This is a genomic window from Ruminobacter amylophilus, assembly GCF_900115655.1.
GTDB lineage: Bacteria > Pseudomonadota > Gammaproteobacteria > Enterobacterales > Succinivibrionaceae > Ruminobacter > Ruminobacter amylophilus.
In genome coordinates, this window is sequence record NZ_FOXF01000024.1 from 17268 (window position 1) to 34975 (window position 17708).

A 17708-nucleotide genomic window follows, 5' to 3' on the forward strand; every position below is an offset into this window, starting at 1 on the left:
GAAACCGTAGCTGAGGTTAAGGAAGCAGTTTCCGAAAAGGCTCAGGAAGTTAAGGCCACAGCAGCTGACAAGGTTGCTGAAGCCAAGGAAACCGTTGCTGAGGTTAAGGAAGCAGTTTCTGAAAAGGCTCAGGAAGTCAAGACTGCAGCAGCTGACAAGGTTGCTGAAGCCAGGGAAACCGTTGCTGAGGTTAAGGAAGCAGTTTCTGAAAAGGCTCAGGAAGTCAAGACTGCAACAGCTGACAAGGTTGCTGAAGCTAAAGAAACCATAGCTGAGGTTAAGGAAGCAGTTTCCGAAAAGGCTCAGGAAGTCAAGGCTACAGCAGCTGACAAGGCTGCCGAAGTAAAGGAAACAGTCGCAGACGTTAAGGATGCTGTTGCTGAAAAGGTGTCTGAAGTTAAGGATGCTGTTTCAGAAAGCAAGTCGGTAAAGAGCGTAAAGGATACCATTGCTGCTATTGTCGGTGATACAGCCAAGACATCCGGCGCCGAACATTCAGAAGATCATAACAAGAAGGTTAAGTTCCAGTCTTCCGGTCTCGGTTTTAATTTTACAAAGGGTAAGAAGCCGGAACCGAAGAAGGAAGAAACAGTTCAGGAAAAGCATGAAGAGCATAAGAATCACTCATTCGTGTCAGGCGGTCCTAACTTTATGTTCTCTGTTAAGAAGAAGAGTGACATCAGGGAACCTGCAAATGCCACTGAAAAGACCGTGGCTTCTGCCATAGCGTCTGCCACTGCAGGTGTCGCCGCTGCCGCTGAACCGGAACACAAGACCTACTCATTCAAGTCTGGTGCCTCCAATTTCATGTTCTCTGCCAAGAAGAAAGCGGATGAACATCATGATGAGTCCGCCAAGTCTCAGGTTTCTGCAGATGACGCTTCTTCAAAGAAGGGCGATCTGAAAGCTGATGAAGCCGCTACTGAAGAACTTCTGAACTTAAGTCACGAAACCGCAAAGAGTGCAATTGATTCCGGAACAGCCAAGGTAACGGATGTTCCTTCAAAGCCTCAGGTTTCAGACAGTTCAAACTTTGACAGCAAGGGAGCATCCGTTTCCCTGGCTGATGCGATAAAGGTGCATTCACCTGATACTGCAGTTGCCAAGACCGATGTAAAGGTTTCAATTTCCGCAAAGGACGCTATAAACAGTGTTTCTGCAGACGGAAGAATTCCTGCAGACAACGGGTTAAACAGATTCCGTGTGTCCGATATTGCAAGCAACATTGTTAACCGTTCAAACAGCGGTGCTGCAGCAGCTTCTGAAAGCAGTGAAAATATCACCGCCGCCTCATCCTCATCTTACAAGGATGCGGTTTCAGAACTGGCAAAGAAGACAAAGGTTGAAAACAGCGTAAATGTCGGCAGTGCTTCAGCCATGGCTGAAAGATCAGAGGAAATCAAAAAGACTTTTGAAAAGACTGTTGAACTTGCTTCAGAACAGATTAAGTCAGGCATTGATGCCTCAGCCGCCGAAAAGAAGTCTGAAGATTCAGTGGCTGCAGAAGTTAACGACCTCGGTGCTGAAAAGAAGAGCAAGGAAATCAAGGATCTTGTTAAGAACCTGACTCCTGTTAATCCAAAGCTTACCAAGGAACAGTATGCCGCCAAGGGCAAGTCCATCGTTAATTCAATGCTTTCCTCAATTGATCAGGTGAAGTCAACCGCTTCAGCCGGTCAGTCTGATGCAATTCGTGAAGAGGACAAGACTCCTGCTGCTCTTAATCTTAAGCCAAGTGCCACCGGATTCAATCTTTCAAGCAAGGATCTGGAAAAGATTCAGAAGGAAAGAGAAGCTGAAAAGAAGGCCAAACTTGAACGTGAAGCCAAGCAGCGTGAAGAAGACATCGCACTCGGCAAGATCAAGGTTTCACACGTGCCTCAGGATTTCAAGCTCGAACAGACAGATCGCGGCTTTAACGTGAATGCCGAAAAGGCTGCCGAGCTTAAGGAACGTCATCGTATCAACAGCATCGGTCTCGTTGAAGCTCTGAAGGCTGAAAAGAGCCGCAAGGCACAGGAAGCCGAGGATTACGCCCGCGAGGTTAACACCGTCAAGGCTATTGAAGAATTTGATCTTGAAGGTGAAAATGCCGATTTCGTATACTCTCCAACAGCCAAGGCCAAGGATGAAACTCCTATTTCTGAATTTGAAATGACTGAAGAACGCAAGAAGTTGCTTCGTAACTACGAGGTAAGCCAGCGTTCAGAAGTATCCGTCAAGAGAAATCTGGAATCATCCAACTTCTATAATGCCAATGACAAGCGCAAGACCAATTACGGTAATGCCGCAAACAAGGTAGGTCAGGCTTCCAGAAAGGTATCCGACGTACGCGGTTTCGACAGTTCACTGTTCAGTGACAAGCCTAAATCATCAACCGCTCAGAGGACAAATCCTGAAAGAAGTTCTCAGGATTATGCGCGCGTGAATCAGATGATTGAACAGCGTTACAAAGATCTTGAGAACAAGAAGGAAGAGGTAGGTCAGGCCCGTACCGACACCACTTCAACCCAGTCACAGACCGTTGATATCGTAATCAGCAGTCAGGACGGACTCAAGACCGGCACCAGCCAGAGTGTTGAAGCGGTTAAGACCGTAGCCTCAAAGGTTGAGGAAACTGCTCAGGTTACCAGGGTTACTGAAGACAAATCTGAAGTTGCAGTAACTGATAATGTCGCTCCTGTTCCGTTTGCAAGAACAGGTAATCCTTATCAGACTACCATCGGCCTCGGAATCGTAAATATTCCTAAGCTTAACGACAGTGTGTTTATTAACGGCAGTGAAGTTAAGCTCATCAAGCCAATCATTATGAGTCAGAGCCTTGCAATCTATGCAAACGACAAGGATCCCGGAACCATTATCAAGATCTTCGGTCGTGACTCTCTTACCGCTTCCATGATTGCCAAGCTCGAAACAATGATGGACAACATGGTAAGCGTAGACGGTGTTGAATGGCCTAGAGCTCTTGTCAAGAATGAAGCAGGTGACATTGTAGGTTGCGTAATGAGAAGCTTCAATACCACTTCTCTGCAGGTAATGTGCAATTCAAAGGATTACTTCTTCCACGATTACAACCGTGTTGATATCGTTAAGCTTGCTCTTGACTATCTCACCAAGGTGGCCAAGCTGCATGAACTGAACATCTACCTCGGTGTTGAAGACCTTAATTCTCTGGCAATTGATGCCTCCAAGAAGCTGTCATTCCTCAACATTGAAAAGATGCAGGTAGGCGATTATCCTTATCTGCCGCAGCTCAATGCAGTTACCGCACCTGAGCTTTCAAGTGAACTTTCAGCCAATATGGCCAGTGAAATCAGTGACAGATACGTGGTTGCACATACTCTGTTCAAGCTGGTGTTCCTCGGCAGAAGTCCGTATGTAACCAGTCATCTGCAGGGCGTACCGGTTGATAAGCTTACCGCTTTCAGATTCCCTGAAAACGTGTTTGACCCTATGGTTCCGCCAAAGGATGAAGCGTTCTATATCTGGAGTTATCTGCCTCAGTATATCAAGGAAGCATTCATTTCATCTCTGTCTGCCGGCTATCATGAACCTGAACGCCGCAAGACCGTAAATGAATGGATTACCCTGATGAAAAAGTTCATGGTTGAAATCACCAGTCCTGCAGTTGCGCCTATGGCACTTGAAATTTCTCCGTCAAGAGCCTCATCAGCTGATTCAGCATATTCAGTTGAATGTAAGTTCTGCCGTTCTGCAGTATCAAAGATTGATGCAGCCGTAACCGACGGATTCTGCCATCACTGCTTCAACCAGCGCGGACGTCTGGCCAAGTGTTCATGCTGCGGCAAGACCTTCCTGGTAAGCTACAGAGACATAAAGGTTGCCGGCAACGACAGTCCTAAATTCTGTCAGTCATGCAAGACCAAGTTCATGCACACCAAATCAATCAGCAAGTGTCATGAATGTCACAGAAGTTACGTGGTAACTGAAGGTGACGAACTGATGTACGGTTCTGAAATCTACTCAAGATGTCAGAACTGTCTTAAGACTGAACTCGAAAAGAAGAAAGCTGTCGAGGCAAAGTCTGAAGGAACTATTATCAGTAAGTAGGTAATAGGTATATAACCAGCAATTTGAGTGTTACTTTTTTGAGTAACACTCTTTTTTTTGTCCGGGATACCTATTCGGCGAACTTCAGTAATGCATTTTTTCAACCGGACAATTCGTAAACTTATACGCCAATGCACATTTTTTGAAGACCGGTAATGATTTTCTGCCCGTATGTCCGGGTATATGAAAATATAATTATTAATGGGGGAGTAATTGCGGAACATTAAGTAATTATTCTTCTTATCTTCAACTGACCGGAAGGAGCAGGTAATATGCATATCCTTAAAAAAGACCCGGAAGCGTCAGACGCCGACTATTCATTTACACCGGTTCCTTTAAATGCCAGAAAGGGATTCTGGCCGCTTCTGTTTGTCATGGTCGGATTCGCCTTCAATTCCACCGGCATGGCTGTCGGAGCCAAAATCGGTGTCGGCACCAATCCTCACAGTTTTATAACTGCAATGCTTCTCGGCGGTCTGTTTCTGTCCGCCTTTACGGGAGTGCTCGGTTATATCGGAAGCCGTACCGGCATGACCTATGATCAGCTGTGCCGCAGAGCTTACGGCAGTAAGGCCTTTATCATTCCGTCAGCCATGCTTGCCGTCACGCAGATTGGATGGTTCGGAGTATGCTCCGCAATGTTTGCCATTCCTGCGGCGGAATTCTTCGAATGTTCTCCGTATCTTACCATTTCCATTGCAGGTCTTGCCATGACAACCTCTGCCTATATAGGATTCAAAGGTCTTGAGGTTATAAGCTACATTGCGGTTCCTCTTATTATAATCCTGGGCAGTCTTTCCCTTTATCTTGCCTTAAGCGTTAAGGGTTTATCTCCATCCTTAAGTTCCGGTCCGGACGTGCCTGTTTATGACATGAATTCCATGGTTGCTCTGGTTATAGGAAGTTTTATTTCAGGAGGATGCTCAACTCCGAATTTCACCAGGTTTGCAGCCCGTCCGTTCAGTTCGGTTGTGTCCACCGTTTCCGCCTTTATGTTCGGAAATTCTCTGATGATTGTCTTCGGAGCTGCAGGTGCGTACTGCACGGGAAGTGATGACATTTTTTACGTCATGATGTCTCAGGGACTGGTCCTCTCCGCTTTTGTGGTTCTGGGCGCCAATATATGGACCACAAACGATAACGCTCTTTATTCCAGCGGTCTGAGTCTTTCGAGCATTTTTCTGGTACCTAAGAAAATTATGGTTATTGCCGGAGGACTCCTGGGAACGATAGCGGCATTCTGGCTTTTCAATAATTTTGTACACTGGCTGGTTTTCCTTGGTGCAACACTTCCTGCCGTCGGCGGAATCCTCATAGCTGATTATTTTGTTTTTCCGTATAAATATACGGATGAAAACACAAAATCAGGAAGCTGCATTCCTGCTCTTCTGGGTACTGTTGCAGGCCTTGTGGCAGGTAATTCGCTTGATTTCGGATGCGCGGGAATTAATTCCATTGCAGCGGCCGTTCTGGTATGGACGGTGCTCAGTTATCCCGAAATAAAGAACAGAAACCGCGGACTTAATAATAAAATTAATGACGGAAAGTCTCTGAACAGTGATTTTAAAGGATAATATTTGTACAAAATTAAATTTATTTAGCTTTTAGGTCACTGTTTAGACTGTATAACAGGCTTTTATCTGTGAAATTTGCTAAAATACGCCGTAATTCGCATAGTTGCGTTTAAATCTTGTGCAAACGTTTTTTTTATTTTGCTAAAGTTCAAAAAAATATGTTTCGCAGGTTTAATGAAAATCTGTAAAAAGTTATCCTTATTATAGGACTTATTACATGCTTGCTATGTGTGGGATATTAATAAACTGATTATAATAAAGTGATATTCCAGCAGTGTTATAACAAACTTCATTTCTGTTCTGTGTCAACATCGGAACAGTTATGGTAAGGTGCTGAGAAGTTGATAAATATTTTTTTAGTAGACGATCATGACCTGGTTCGTACAGGTATCCGCAAGATACTGGAGGAATGTACGGGAATTAATGTCGTAGGCGAAGCGTCAAGCGGTGAAGCAGCGGTTTCATGGTGCAGACAGCATCAGTGCGACATTATCTTTATGGATATGAATATGCCAGGCATCGACGGTATAGAGGCCACAAAACGTATCTTAAGATACAATCCGGGGGCCCGAATCATTATGCTTACCGTTCATACCGATGATCCGATTCCCAGTCAGGTGATGAAAGCAGGAGCATGGGGGTTCCTTACTAAAGGTGCTTCCGCTGAGGAAATGCTCAAAGCCATTCACGAAGTATTCTCAGGTCACAGATACCTGGAATCCAATATTGCTCAGATGATGGCACTCGTCAGATTTCCGGGGAACGGTAAGAAAGAGGTCGGTGATGACGGCAATCCTTTCGGAATACTTGCAGAACGTGAACTGCAGATTAGTACCATGATTTCTCAGGGAATGAAGGTCAGTGAAATCGCTGACAGACTTGCCATAAGCCCTAAGACCGTAAACAGCTACAGGTACAGGGTGTTCAAGAAGCTTGGTATCAACGGTGACGTTGAACTTACCAGACTTGCCTTAAGATACGGACTTGACGGACAGAAATAGTGTTCCGGTAAAAACGCGGCGCATTGTCCGGTCAGGTGCTGTTCTGCATGTATGCAGAGATGAAAACCGAAAGCGTGTTTTTAGTGCTTTCGGTTTTCATATTGTCTTTCTGAAAGTTTTTATCTCCGGTGTGATGATTTTATCCGGACATACATTCTCTGGCATTCTTATACATCTGATTTAACCGTGGCTCTGATAAAATTAAAGGAACTGAAAAACAGAGTGAAGCAAACGGTCGGATAAAGGAAGAACGGTAATTCCCGACACGCTTGTCAGCGTTAAACCTTTCTGTTTCTGTAACTTAAATAGATCTGAACGGCACCGTTTTTAAGATGAGCCAGATCCTGCTCAAGGTCCCTTATGGAGATAAGGATAGTGGTGCAGGATTCAAACTGACGAAGGCTCAGTTCAAGGTTGTTGTTAACGGTGTGCAGGTCGTTCAGATAATATTCGGCTCTGTTTTTATCCAGCCTCATCAGACTAAGCAGAATTCTCTTGGTAAGAATTCTGTTGAGTTCCAGAAGCTTTCTGATTCTTTCATCAAATACCAGTTCTCCGGGGAGATTTCTGATACCGGAAATCAGCACCATGTTGAGTATTCTCATTTTGTGAATGCGGTGCAGAAATCTGGAGAACGCCCTGAAAATAAAGACGTTGAAGAACAGGGCATAACGCCATATAGGAAGTTTTTCCTGATATACCCGGCTGCTGTTGAGGATTTCATTTACGCGAAGCTGCATTTTCATGCGGTCGGCATGATTGTGATCCTGCATGGAATAGATGCAGGTGCGGTATTCAAAATAGAATCTGGTGAGATAGTGCCTGTATGTTTTAAGCATGTCAGGTTTTTCGGAGGCGGGCATGAAAGCCGCGCTGACAGCCAGAGAAATAACGGCTCCGATAATCGTAAATATTACTCTTTCCGTTATCAGATAATCAGGAGTCAGCGCGGTATGCCGCATCAGTATGGCAAGAAGCATGATGGTTGCCGCGGTAATGCAGGAGACGAAGAGGTAATACAGTGAGGTGAAGGCCCGACTCCACAGGGTAAGTCCCGCAAAGATTACCAGAAATGTCATCAGACCGGCTTCGGTCGGAAAAAGAAGACACACGATACCTGCAACGATAACGCCGTAAATGCTGCCGCCTATGCGGTGTACTGTTCTTCTGAGAGCGGTAAGGGGCGTGTCTATGTAAAGACATACGCAGAATGTGGTGAGCGGAATCCAGAAGCTCTGATCCACGGGATATGCCCAGGCCGCGAGTTCCGCTGTCAGCATGGAGACGGCCATTACCTTAATCTGGGATTTAAGAATCCGGTTACTGTTTTTCTTCATGGTCGTACTCTCTGATTTTCAGGTCGGTAATGGCATCAATAACTTCGGCCGCATGTCTCTGCATCTCTCCGTTGCAGAACGGATCGGCGGGTCCTACGGCCATGCTGGTCTTGAAGTTTCTGATGCTGTCTACAGCTGTCGCGGTCTGTTTTTTACCTCTGGCGGACAGAAGTTCATAAAGGTGCGAAAATATTCTGTTCCTTAAGCTGTTGATGTGCGCCACGTGATTTTCATCGGTGTTGGATGTCGGCCAGTAGGTAATGAGCACTATACCGTTAAGAATGCTGATGTAGTTTCGGCGTCTTTCCGGATCATCAACGTGCCTGGTGATATTGTAGAGGGAACTCTGAAGCATAAGAAGTCTGTTTTTGGCTTTCTCACTCAGGTCAGAGAATGAATCATAATAACTGGATTTGCTCATCATACCCGTATAGAGCCGGAGATCATGATAGAAACAGTGATTTATCAGAATACACCAGTGGAATTTAAGAACGGGCACGGCAAGGACTGCGGAAATCACGCACAGTGATCCCAGTCCGGCGGCTATAGAAAAGTTGTACGGTGTAACCTCGTGATTCACGTCAAGCAGGCCCATACCGAAGTTCACGATGTTGAACACGCTCATGAACATGACTGTTCCGGATGCCTGCCTGTGTTTTGCCAGGGCATATACGGTGGCTGATGACAGAATTATGCAGGTGATAATCTGCGGAATGTACAGGTGATTGTGACCGTACCAGATGCTGAGTCCTATGGTACCTACAAGCAGCATCAGACTGACCATAATGTTGAAGAGTCTCCGCGGAAGAGTTTCTCCGGTCATGGATCTGAGTCCGTTGAGTGCCACAATGAGAATGTAGGCGCGGGCTTCACCGAGGTCTACCAGCTGCGTAAGAATCACGGCAAGAAACATGCTTACGGTTCCTCGGAACAGTTCAGCCGTGTAAACGCCTTCAAGATCATTGCGGATATAGTCGGTAATTCCTATCATGATTCCTCTCTGTACTGATTTCGCAGGTACATATTCCTATTCTATTTGAGGGCTGATCTAAATGCAAATGCTGTAATTCACGGAATTGCGCTGATGAATATTTTATTCGGATGAAAGCATTCATCCAGTGATGTTTTAGGAGAATACCGACACTTCCTGCCGTAAAATATACAATTGCACTGTTGTTTTTTATATAATAGCCACACGCGTTCGGTAAAACCGTACGAAATTATCTTTTGCATACATGTCTTTATGTATAAATCTGACTGTGTTTCTGGAGCTTATTTATGGCAAGATCTGCCTTTGTATCAAAATTCGGGGGACTGCTGGCGGTTGCCGGTTCCGCCGTCGGTCTGGGAAACATATGGCGTTTCCCGACACAGGTGGGACAGAACGGAGGTTCTGCTTTTCTGCTTGTTTATCTCGGCATTATTCTGATCTTCGGAATTCCGCTTCTGCTTACTGAATTTATAATAGGGCGCAGGGCAAAAGCCAATGTCGGTCTTGCCTACAGAAAGCTGGCACCGGGGTCACCGTGGGGATGGATCGGTACCGCATCTTCGCTGGTTGCCTATTTTATCTTTACCTATTACGTGATAATAGTAGCGTGGGTGCTTTTCTATTTCTGCGAAAGTGTTGCCGGGAATCTTACCCTTGAAGCATGCAACAACAGTTTCGAATCTCATTTCGGAAACTTCGTGACCAATCCCTGGAAGCCTCTGGTATTCACCGGCATAACCATGGGAATCATTCATTTCATTATCAGCGCCGGCGTTGAAAAGGGGATCGAAAGATCATCCAAGCTGCTGATGCCGGCTCTGTTTATTATCCTGCTGATCCTTGCAGGCGTTGCCGCAACCATGCCCGGAGCAGGTGAAGGCTATAAATTCCTTTTTGATTTTCAGCTCTCAAAGATTACCCCCGAGGTATGTCTATCCGCGCTGGGACAGTGCTTCTACTCAGTATCCATCGGCATGGGGCTGATAACATATGCCTCATATTTCAGACGGGAAGTAAATCTCGGCAGAACAGCTCTTCAGGTGGGGCTCATTGATACCTTTGTGGCAATTCTTGCCGGTCTTATTATTTTCCCTGCGGTATTCTCCGTGCCGGGACTCTCTCCTGCCGAAAGTACCGGTCTGGTATTCGTGTCACTTCCTTCAGTGTTTAATTCCGCATTCAGGGATAATTCAGTGCTTCTGTGGTTGGTTCCGACATTTTTCTACTGCATACTGTTTGTTGCAGCCGTAACCTCGGCAATGTTTCTGCATGAGGTTGCCACAGCCTTTGTTGCTGAAAAAACAGGATACTCCAGAAGACGTTCAGCCACGCTGGTATCAGTTTCCGCACTGGTAATCGCTTTCGTGTCATCACTTTCTCTGGGGCCCTGGGATTTTCTTAAGGTGTTCGGCATGAATCTGATTGATTTTCTTGACTACGCCACCTCAAAGCTTATTCTTCCTCTTACCGGTCTCGGTTCAGCTCTGTTCCTGGGATGGAGAATGAAGAAGGCAGACGTGGTTGACGAGGTTACCAGTTCAGGAATGTTTTCATTCAGATGGCAGGGGGTATTTCTGTTTATAATCAGATTCATTGTTCCTGCTCTGATTCTGCTGATCATGGTAAGTCAGCTGCTGATGACAAAATAAAATTTATTCCCCGGCTCTGATACTGTAAGTCCGTTATACCGCCCGGTATACGGACTTTTTTATTATCAGACCGGCGGCCGGGAACAGTATGATTTCATTGTCCTTAATCCGTGTCTGCGGTTGATGTCTCTTCGATATGCCCGCGTAAAGTTTCCGGCGCTGAACCGACCGTCTGACTTTTGATATTGATTTCTTCTGGATGACACGTAAATTTACGCTGTCCGATACGAAAACACGGTATGATTCAGGCGACGGGTATCAGCGGATACGTTTACAGGAGGATACTGCTTCACGGTTATTTAATGTTTTCCGGAGTTCATTCTGGCACGCATTGTGTTCAGGAATTTCTCTTTTATGTGGTTTTCGGTATTCTGTACGCTGTCCAGAAATACTGTAATGTCGTCAGATACTTTTCTGTTTAATTCATCAAGTTTGTTTTCAATCTTTTTTCTGTAGGATCTGGTAATCCATAAGCGTTGTATAATCAGCCACGGCAATCCGGACAAAAACATCAGAATGCTGGACAGATATTCTCTGAAACTGTTCTCCCATCCCGTGACAATGTTCGCGTAGCGGGAAACAATATCATCAATGATTTTACCATGAGTATCAATGTTCAGCCCGGTATACGCTCTGACTACCTGTCTGCTCATGTCATTAATCTGATCGTAAAAAGCGGAAAAATCATTATAATCTCTCTTAAGATTTGCCCGGTATACTTCAGAGGTGTGTTTAATGATGGCGTTCTTTAAATTCTCACCGTAAATCGTGAAGAAACCTGATTTACTGTCATAATATTCAAGAACTTCTTCTTTTGACTTTTTCAGGGTGTTCAGGTTCTGTTCCCTCGTTCTGGATATGAGTCTGGCTATCAGGTTATCACGCAGGTTGATACATATTTCGTTAAAAAGCTCCTCCCGGCCCTGCTGAACGGTAGTGGTCTGGTTACGCAGCTTCTGACTGACTGATTCTATTGGAATCAGACTGAACCCGGGGTAGAATTTATTCAGCGTTTCTCTGGCCGCGCTTTTTTCACGCTCACTGCACAACCCCCATTTGGTCATGGCGAAAATGATTTTTACACCGTTATTTACGAGTTCATCAAGTATGTGGGTTTTCTCATAATCATCAAGGCGGGAGCGTTTTGCATCATAGCAGTAGATTACGGTATGAAACCAGTCGGCGATATTGTCCGTATCGGTTCTTTCAAGCTCTGCCGTCAGGTCTCTCCGCCACTCATTAACCTTATCGGATTCCAGTCCCCATGAATCATAAACGGTAACCGTAAGGCTTCTGTACATGAAGGGGGCGTGTCTGTGAAAACCTCGTTCAGTCACGGGTTTTCCTGATTTGGCAATTGCAATGTTCTGTCCGTACAGGTAATTGACAAGACTGGATTTGCCTACGCCTGTTTTACCGAGTATCAGAATATTGGTATTATAGTTTTTCGTGGTCTGCCGGTTTTTTGAGCCGTGAACATTGGTTATGTCTGTATGCATTTTTATTTTCCTGCATTTTTGTCAGTCAGGGACAGGAGCCGGTGTCCGGCTGCGGATGCAGTATTCAGGCTGTCACCTTGAAGCGAAGCATGACAGGCTGAATTCCTGTTTCCAAGCTTCCACGGTTACAGATGAAACTGAACAGTCTCTGCCGATGAATCCGGGATGCTTTCTCAACAGCCGGCTGAACATAAAAATTCATGTTTAACCGGCTGTTGCCACATCTGAAAAAGGGCTCCCTGATTACTTATTACCGTAATTGTCTTTTTTGTACTGCTTTGCATATTCAAAAACGGCATTGGCAAACTGAGAATTGAATACTTCGTTGAGATCTATGTTTGAACCGTCGAGAACGTGACGGTGAATCTCCTTGCATGCCTTGCTGAGAGCATAACCGAGTCCGTATGTGATTGATGAGGAAACCCCGGCGTTAATTACTGCTCCGGCGAAACTTCCGAATCCGGGGAGCATCTTAATCAGATTACCGGCAATTGATTTGCCTATGGAAGGGAGGATGGTGTCGAGAGCCACGCATCCGGCCAGTTTTTCCAGCTGGTTAAGATTCCAGACCGTAAGAATTTTACTGATAAGTCCGATCTGTATAGGTGTAATTATGGCCGCATCGGAAAATGGAACTGGAGATACGCTCGCCGTGGCGGCTGCGGCAACTGCAATTTTTGTATAGTTAAGACACTGTTCAAATTTCTGATCAAAATTCTTGTTGCAGGAGATGATGAATGATTCCTTTCTTGATTCAGGCAGCTGTCTGAGAGTCCATTCATGAAGCTCCTTAATACCGGCCGGCACCGGAATGTTCAGGTAGTCAATGGAGCTTTCAAAGATATTCTCTCTGAAGTTTTCACCCAGTTCACTGATGCTTATCCTCTTCAGTGTTTCGCAGGTTTCCTCTGTTGCCACATCAATCTGAGTAAGAATCAGTGCTACGGGAATCTTTCTGTCCTGAAAGGCCCTGATTACCTTGAAATCAGCATCCGTAATACGTTCGGACGGTGCACTTACACAATACCAGACAACATCAACCGGATGGCCTGCATCGTGCTGAGAGTCGAGAAAACCGGTGATTATGCCGTAGTAGTTCTGAGAACTGTCCTGACCGCCGTCGCCGAAGTCGGCGCCGGTTTCATATCCTTCGGAATCGAAAACGGTAACCGGAATATCAGGATCGGTGATTTTATTTATGCCTCTGGTTACCGGAGTTCCGCAGCCGACTTTACAGATCTCTCTGCCGAAAACAAGATTGCAGAGGGTACTTTTACCGCAGCCGGTAGGGCCGGCAAGCAGAATGTTTGGTTTATCCAGATTTTTCATGAAACTGTTCATTTCCTGAGCCAGATTGCTTTCAATCTGAGTCGTGTCGAGTTTATCAGCTAAGCTCATATGCGTACCTCTCTTATGCCTTTCTTGACTGTACGGAGTATGAAGTGAATACTTCATTTCATGATGAATATGCACGGGATGTCCGGAAACAGACAGGACAGTCTAAAAATCATAGCCACCTTGTACTATCAATTCTATTGATTATTACTATGAATTAATAATACTTTCGGACTGGAGAAAAAAATTTTGTTGCTGAGCTCTCATTTGTATGGTCCTTAATGAGAGCTGACGTGATGGATTGCAGTAAAACGGGGACCTTAACACAATTAAAACATCATCTGTATTTCCCGAAATGAAATTCTGACTGCGCTGTTAAGTCATTTCTGCTGTCCTTATTAATGGATTATTCATCGTCCATTACAGGTTGGGAATTATCGCCAAATAACTGTAATTCATGCCTTGAGCAGTAATTCACCTCCATAATTACTTCATTATCATCAGAAGTGCCTGGAAATAAAAGGTCCATAATCATTTTTATCTGAAACTGATCCAGAGTTATCTTAAAATCTTCATGTCTTTTCTGACCTGCGGATGAGAAATGAATATTGAACAGATATTTATCATCGCTTCTCCTTCTGACAACCTTCCTTACGATATGCCATCCGGTTCTTTGTATTTCTTTTCGCAGAACGGTATAAAAACTTCTGCCATCGAATGCATGAAGATATTTATCACCTATAATCACACAGCTGTAGCCTGAAATAAAAGCTTTTCCGTTTGAATATGACAGCCTGATGTCGTTGGCTCGGTTTCTGTATTCAGGATGCTCTGCCAGCCATTTCGGGAAAATGCTTCGGGAAAAAAGAAATACAGTGGTCAGATAGAGAAATTCACACGATACTCCTGTCGCAAGCAGGATTAGGAATATACTGATTGTACTCATTCCGGACGGTGCAAAGTATATAATTCCAAACCACAGAAGTAATGACAGAAAAGGAATCAGGTATAAAAACGCAAGATAGTCAATTGCCAGTCGTTTCAGTATGAAACGGTAACTCAGATCCATTGTCATGGACTGCAGAAATATTCTGCGAACCTGATGACGCTTCCTGAATTCTCCGTATTTTCTCTGCCAGACGTCTCTTGTGAAGTAAGTTCCGTTCCTTAACATTTTTTCAGGATCATCTGTCTCTGGTAAATTCAATTCACAATCATAAATAGAGGTAAAAGGAAGACATGCCATAGATACAAAAGCGCAGCCCCAGAAAATAATATGCTCAGTTTCTCTACTCAGATTAAGCATGTTCCTTAAGGATAATGCCGTTATCATTATGCAGAAACTGATTTCGATAATACCTGCGCAAATATAAAACTTTTTCCGGGGGCAGCTTTAGATTTCTTTTTTAATTTTCTATTCTTGGTGCTGTACATAAGTTTTCATGCCGTATTATGTTTATGCCGGATAAACCGCATTTATTATTATTTCTGAATTATGCATGTCTGTCAAAATCCGTTATTTCATTATGCGACCTCTTTTTTTCAATGGATGTTCAGGACTGTATTCATCCTGTCGGCAATAAAGCCTGATCGTTCTGTACTAAATCCCTCTCTTATGCTATAACACTGTTATATGTGGTTCAGTCATTAGGTCAGAGGTCTCTGAAATATTCTTTTTCAGCTGCCGTATGACATGTTTTTTATTCCGGATGATTATCTGTAAATGAGTTTTGACAGTGAGGCCTTTCTGGCCACGGTTCCCCATTCAAGCGGGGTCTACCGCATGTTTAACAGTGATAACGTAATTATTTATATCGGTAAGGCGAAAGATCTCCGTAAACGTCTGGGGCAGTATTTCATGAAGGATCTGCCGAACGCCAAGACCGAAAGACTTGTATCACTGATTGATCACATTGAATTCACGGTGACATTTTCCGAAACCGAGGCGCTCATTCTGGAGTGTAATCTCATCAAGCAGTATCAGCCGAAATACAATATTCTGCTCAAGGATGACAAATCATACCCGTTCATACTTCTCACATCGGAAAAGCATCCCCGGCTTACCGCGCACCGCGGAGCCAGAAAGGAGAAGGGCACCTATTTCGGTCCCTATCCGGGTTCCGGAGCCGTTCGTGAATCCCTGCGGCTTCTTCAGAAGATTTTTCCCGTAAGACAGTGCAGCAACACCGTCTATAAAAACCGTCGCCGTCCGTGTCTCATGTATCAGATGGGAAGATGCATGGCTCCGTGTATTCAGGAAATCTGCGACAACGCTGAATACGCAAGACAGGTGCATATGTGCAGCCTTTTTCTTCAGGGCAGGAATCAGCAGCTTTTAAATGATCTGGTAGCGGAAATGGACAGGGCTTCGGAAAGTCTTGATTTTGAAAAGGCCATCAAATTCCGCGACCAGCTTACCAGTCTCAGAAAGGTACAGGAACAGCAGACGGTAAGCGGAGACATTACCACTGATCTTGACATTCTCGGCTGTGCCATAGAAGACGGACTTGCCTGTGTTCACGTGCTTTTCATCAGAACGGGCAAGATACTCGGAACCAGGAGTTACTTTCCCAAGCTTCCGGCTGACAATTCATACGAATACCTTATTGAATCCTTCATCGGTCAGTTCTATCTCATACCAAGACAGGACAGAACGCTTCCTGATGAGATCATAGCGGCGCATGCTCCTGAAAATCTGTCTGAAATCGAGGAAGCGTTAAACGCCGTTCCCGAAGGCAGAATCAGATTCACGACCTCTGTACGCGGCGAAAGAGCTGGATATCTGCGTCTTGCGGAAGCAAATGCCCATGCCTCGCTTAAGGCCAGACTTGCCCATGAGAACACCATGGCCGAACGAATTGAAGGCTTTGAGGAACTTTTCGGGCTGAGCGGCGTTGAACGCATGGAATGCTTCGATATATCCCATACCATGGGAGAACTGACAGTGGCCTCATGTGTGGTGTTTGACAGGGACGGACCGAATACAAAGGAATACCGCCGTTTCAACATTGACGGTATTACTCCCGGAGATGACTTTGCAGCCATGCATCAGGCTCTGACCCGAAGATTCAGGGGAATTTCCGCAGACGGAAAGGTTCCGGATGTCCTGTTCATCGACGGCGGACTGGGCCAGCTCCATGAGGCGGAAAAGATAATCAGCGAGCTTTTTAAAGACGTGACGGACGTTATGCCTCCTTTTCTTATAGGCGTAGCCAAGGGAGAAGGGCGAAAGGCTGGGCTCGAAACGCTTATTACAGGATACAGCCATGAGGAATACAATCTTACACTTGATAATCCCGCTCTTCAGCTGGTGCTGCATATCCGCGACGAATCACACCGTTTTGCCATAACGGGACACAGACACCGCCGTGAAAAGAGCAGGGTCACGTCACGTCTTCAGGACATTCCGGGAATAGGTGCTGTCAGAAGACAGGCCCTCCTCAAGCACATGGGAGGCATGCAGGAGCTTGTCCGTGCCAGTGCCGATGAAATCAGCAAGGTTCCCGGCATCAGCAGAAAACTTGCCGAGGAGATTTATTCCTGGCTGCACGGATAGCCTGGATGTAAAGGTGTTTAAATAATCAGAATCCTGTGTACTAAAATTCCGTATTGTGCTATAAATAACCTAAGGATCCTTCTGAAAATTCGAACTGAGCGGAAAGTGTCAGTTATTATTTATCAGACTCAATTGTCAACCCATCGGAGTTTTTTCATGAATCAGGAAATTGTCCGTAAATCAAGAAAGCAGAAGGCGGCTTTTCGGGATAAATCCGTAAATCCCAACGAGGCTCCTGAACTCATGAACAAAACCGCCAGAGAAATACGCAGACTCAGGGCGGAAGGTGTTGACGTCAAAAGCACTTCACGCAGAATTCACGGATGCAGCCGCTGCAGAGTGTGTACGGGGGCCTGTCCTACCTGAACGGGACTTTTCGATTCCTTTAAGCACGCATTCATTTATTAACTCAACTTTCCCACATGATTTTGAGTGAAAAAACATAGCGCAACCTTAATCCATGCGGTTTAGGTGTTTTTTAAAAACATGTATTGATTTTTATGACAATTTTGGAGTTTTTTTGGTGGCGAATTCTTCGTACAGACCTAATACGAAATCCTGAATATAAGCAATCTGTTCGGTAAACCAGCTGCTGAGCATTTTGAAAGCCAGTACCATTGCCTTTTCGTAACAGCTTTTTTTCAGATACTTTCTGTCACGCAGAGCCTGTACATAGCCCATGAAGGTATTCATCA

The 17708-nt window shown here is 45.0% G+C and carries 12 protein-coding genes; 6 read left to right on the forward strand and 6 right to left on the reverse strand.

Annotated elements, in window-relative coordinates:
• The 3 genes from BMY80_RS07115 to uvrY form a co-directional block, all read left to right on the forward strand.
• A partial coding sequence (locus BMY80_RS07115; protein ID WP_218140339.1) for a hypothetical protein occupies positions 1 to 4071 on the forward strand: 4071 nt, incomplete at its 5' end.
• 272 nt (positions 4072 to 4343) lie between these two features.
• Positions 4344 to 5645: a cytosine permease gene (gene codB, locus BMY80_RS07120; RefSeq protein WP_093142336.1), complete on the forward strand. Its 1302-nt coding sequence runs from the start codon at positions 4344 to 4346 to the stop codon at positions 5643 to 5645.
• Positions 5646 to 5986: 341 nt separating this feature from the next.
• Complete coding sequence (uvrY, locus tag BMY80_RS07125; protein ID WP_031580454.1) at positions 5987 to 6646, forward strand: UvrY/SirA/GacA family response regulator transcription factor; 660 nt, start codon at positions 5987 to 5989, stop codon at positions 6644 to 6646.
• Positions 6647 to 6924: 278 nt separating this feature from the next.
• Here the strand turns inward: uvrY and BMY80_RS07130 are convergent, their stop codons facing one another.
• Positions 6925 to 7983 carry an FUSC family protein gene (locus tag BMY80_RS07130; RefSeq protein WP_093142338.1) on the reverse strand — a complete coding sequence of 353 codons (1059 nt, stop codon included), beginning with the start codon at positions 7981 to 7983 and terminating at the stop codon, positions 6925 to 6927.
• Positions 7967 to 8974 (reverse strand): hypothetical protein, encoded by a 1008-nt coding sequence (locus BMY80_RS07135; protein WP_093142341.1) that lies wholly within the window; start codon positions 8972 to 8974, stop codon positions 7967 to 7969. The genes BMY80_RS07130 and BMY80_RS07135 overlap by 17 nt, the downstream gene beginning before the upstream one ends.
• A 287-nt stretch (positions 8975 to 9261) precedes the next feature.
• Between BMY80_RS07135 and BMY80_RS07140 the strand changes: the two genes are divergently transcribed.
• Positions 9262 to 10623 (forward strand): sodium-dependent transporter, encoded by a 1362-nt coding sequence (locus BMY80_RS07140; RefSeq protein WP_093142343.1) that lies wholly within the window; start codon positions 9262 to 9264, stop codon positions 10621 to 10623.
• Positions 10624 to 10922: 299 nt separating this feature from the next.
• On the opposite strand, the gene BMY80_RS07145 is transcribed toward BMY80_RS07140, so the two are convergent.
• The 3 genes from BMY80_RS07145 to BMY80_RS07155 form a co-directional block, all read right to left on the reverse strand.
• Positions 10923 to 12122 carry a GTPase domain-containing protein gene (locus BMY80_RS07145; RefSeq protein WP_093142346.1) on the reverse strand — a complete coding sequence of 400 codons (1200 nt, stop codon included), beginning with the start codon at positions 12120 to 12122 and terminating at the stop codon, positions 10923 to 10925.
• 243 nt (positions 12123 to 12365) lie between these two features.
• Positions 12366 to 13520: a GTPase gene (locus BMY80_RS07150; protein WP_177178523.1), complete on the reverse strand. Its 1155-nt coding sequence runs from the start codon at positions 13518 to 13520 to the stop codon at positions 12366 to 12368.
• A gap of 343 nt (positions 13521 to 13863) precedes the next feature.
• Complete coding sequence (locus BMY80_RS07155) at positions 13864 to 14763, reverse strand: hypothetical protein (RefSeq protein WP_093142351.1); 900 nt, start codon at positions 14761 to 14763, stop codon at positions 13864 to 13866.
• Positions 14764 to 15180: 417 nt separating this feature from the next.
• On the opposite strand from BMY80_RS07155, the gene uvrC reads away from it, so the two are divergent.
• Together uvrC and BMY80_RS07165 are read left to right on the forward strand one after the other, a co-directional pair.
• Positions 15181 to 17013, forward strand: coding sequence for an excinuclease ABC subunit UvrC (uvrC, locus tag BMY80_RS07160; protein ID WP_093142353.1), 1833 nt, complete (start codon positions 15181 to 15183; stop codon positions 17011 to 17013).
• Positions 17014 to 17169: 156 nt separating this feature from the next.
• Positions 17170 to 17379, forward strand: coding sequence for a hypothetical protein (locus tag BMY80_RS07165; RefSeq protein ID WP_093142356.1), 210 nt, complete (start codon positions 17170 to 17172; stop codon positions 17377 to 17379).
• A gap of 132 nt (positions 17380 to 17511) precedes the next feature.
• On the opposite strand, the gene BMY80_RS07170 is transcribed toward BMY80_RS07165, so the two are convergent.
• The coding region (locus BMY80_RS07170; RefSeq protein ID WP_037319224.1) for a hypothetical protein at positions 17512 to 17708 on the reverse strand (197 nt) is incomplete at its 5' end.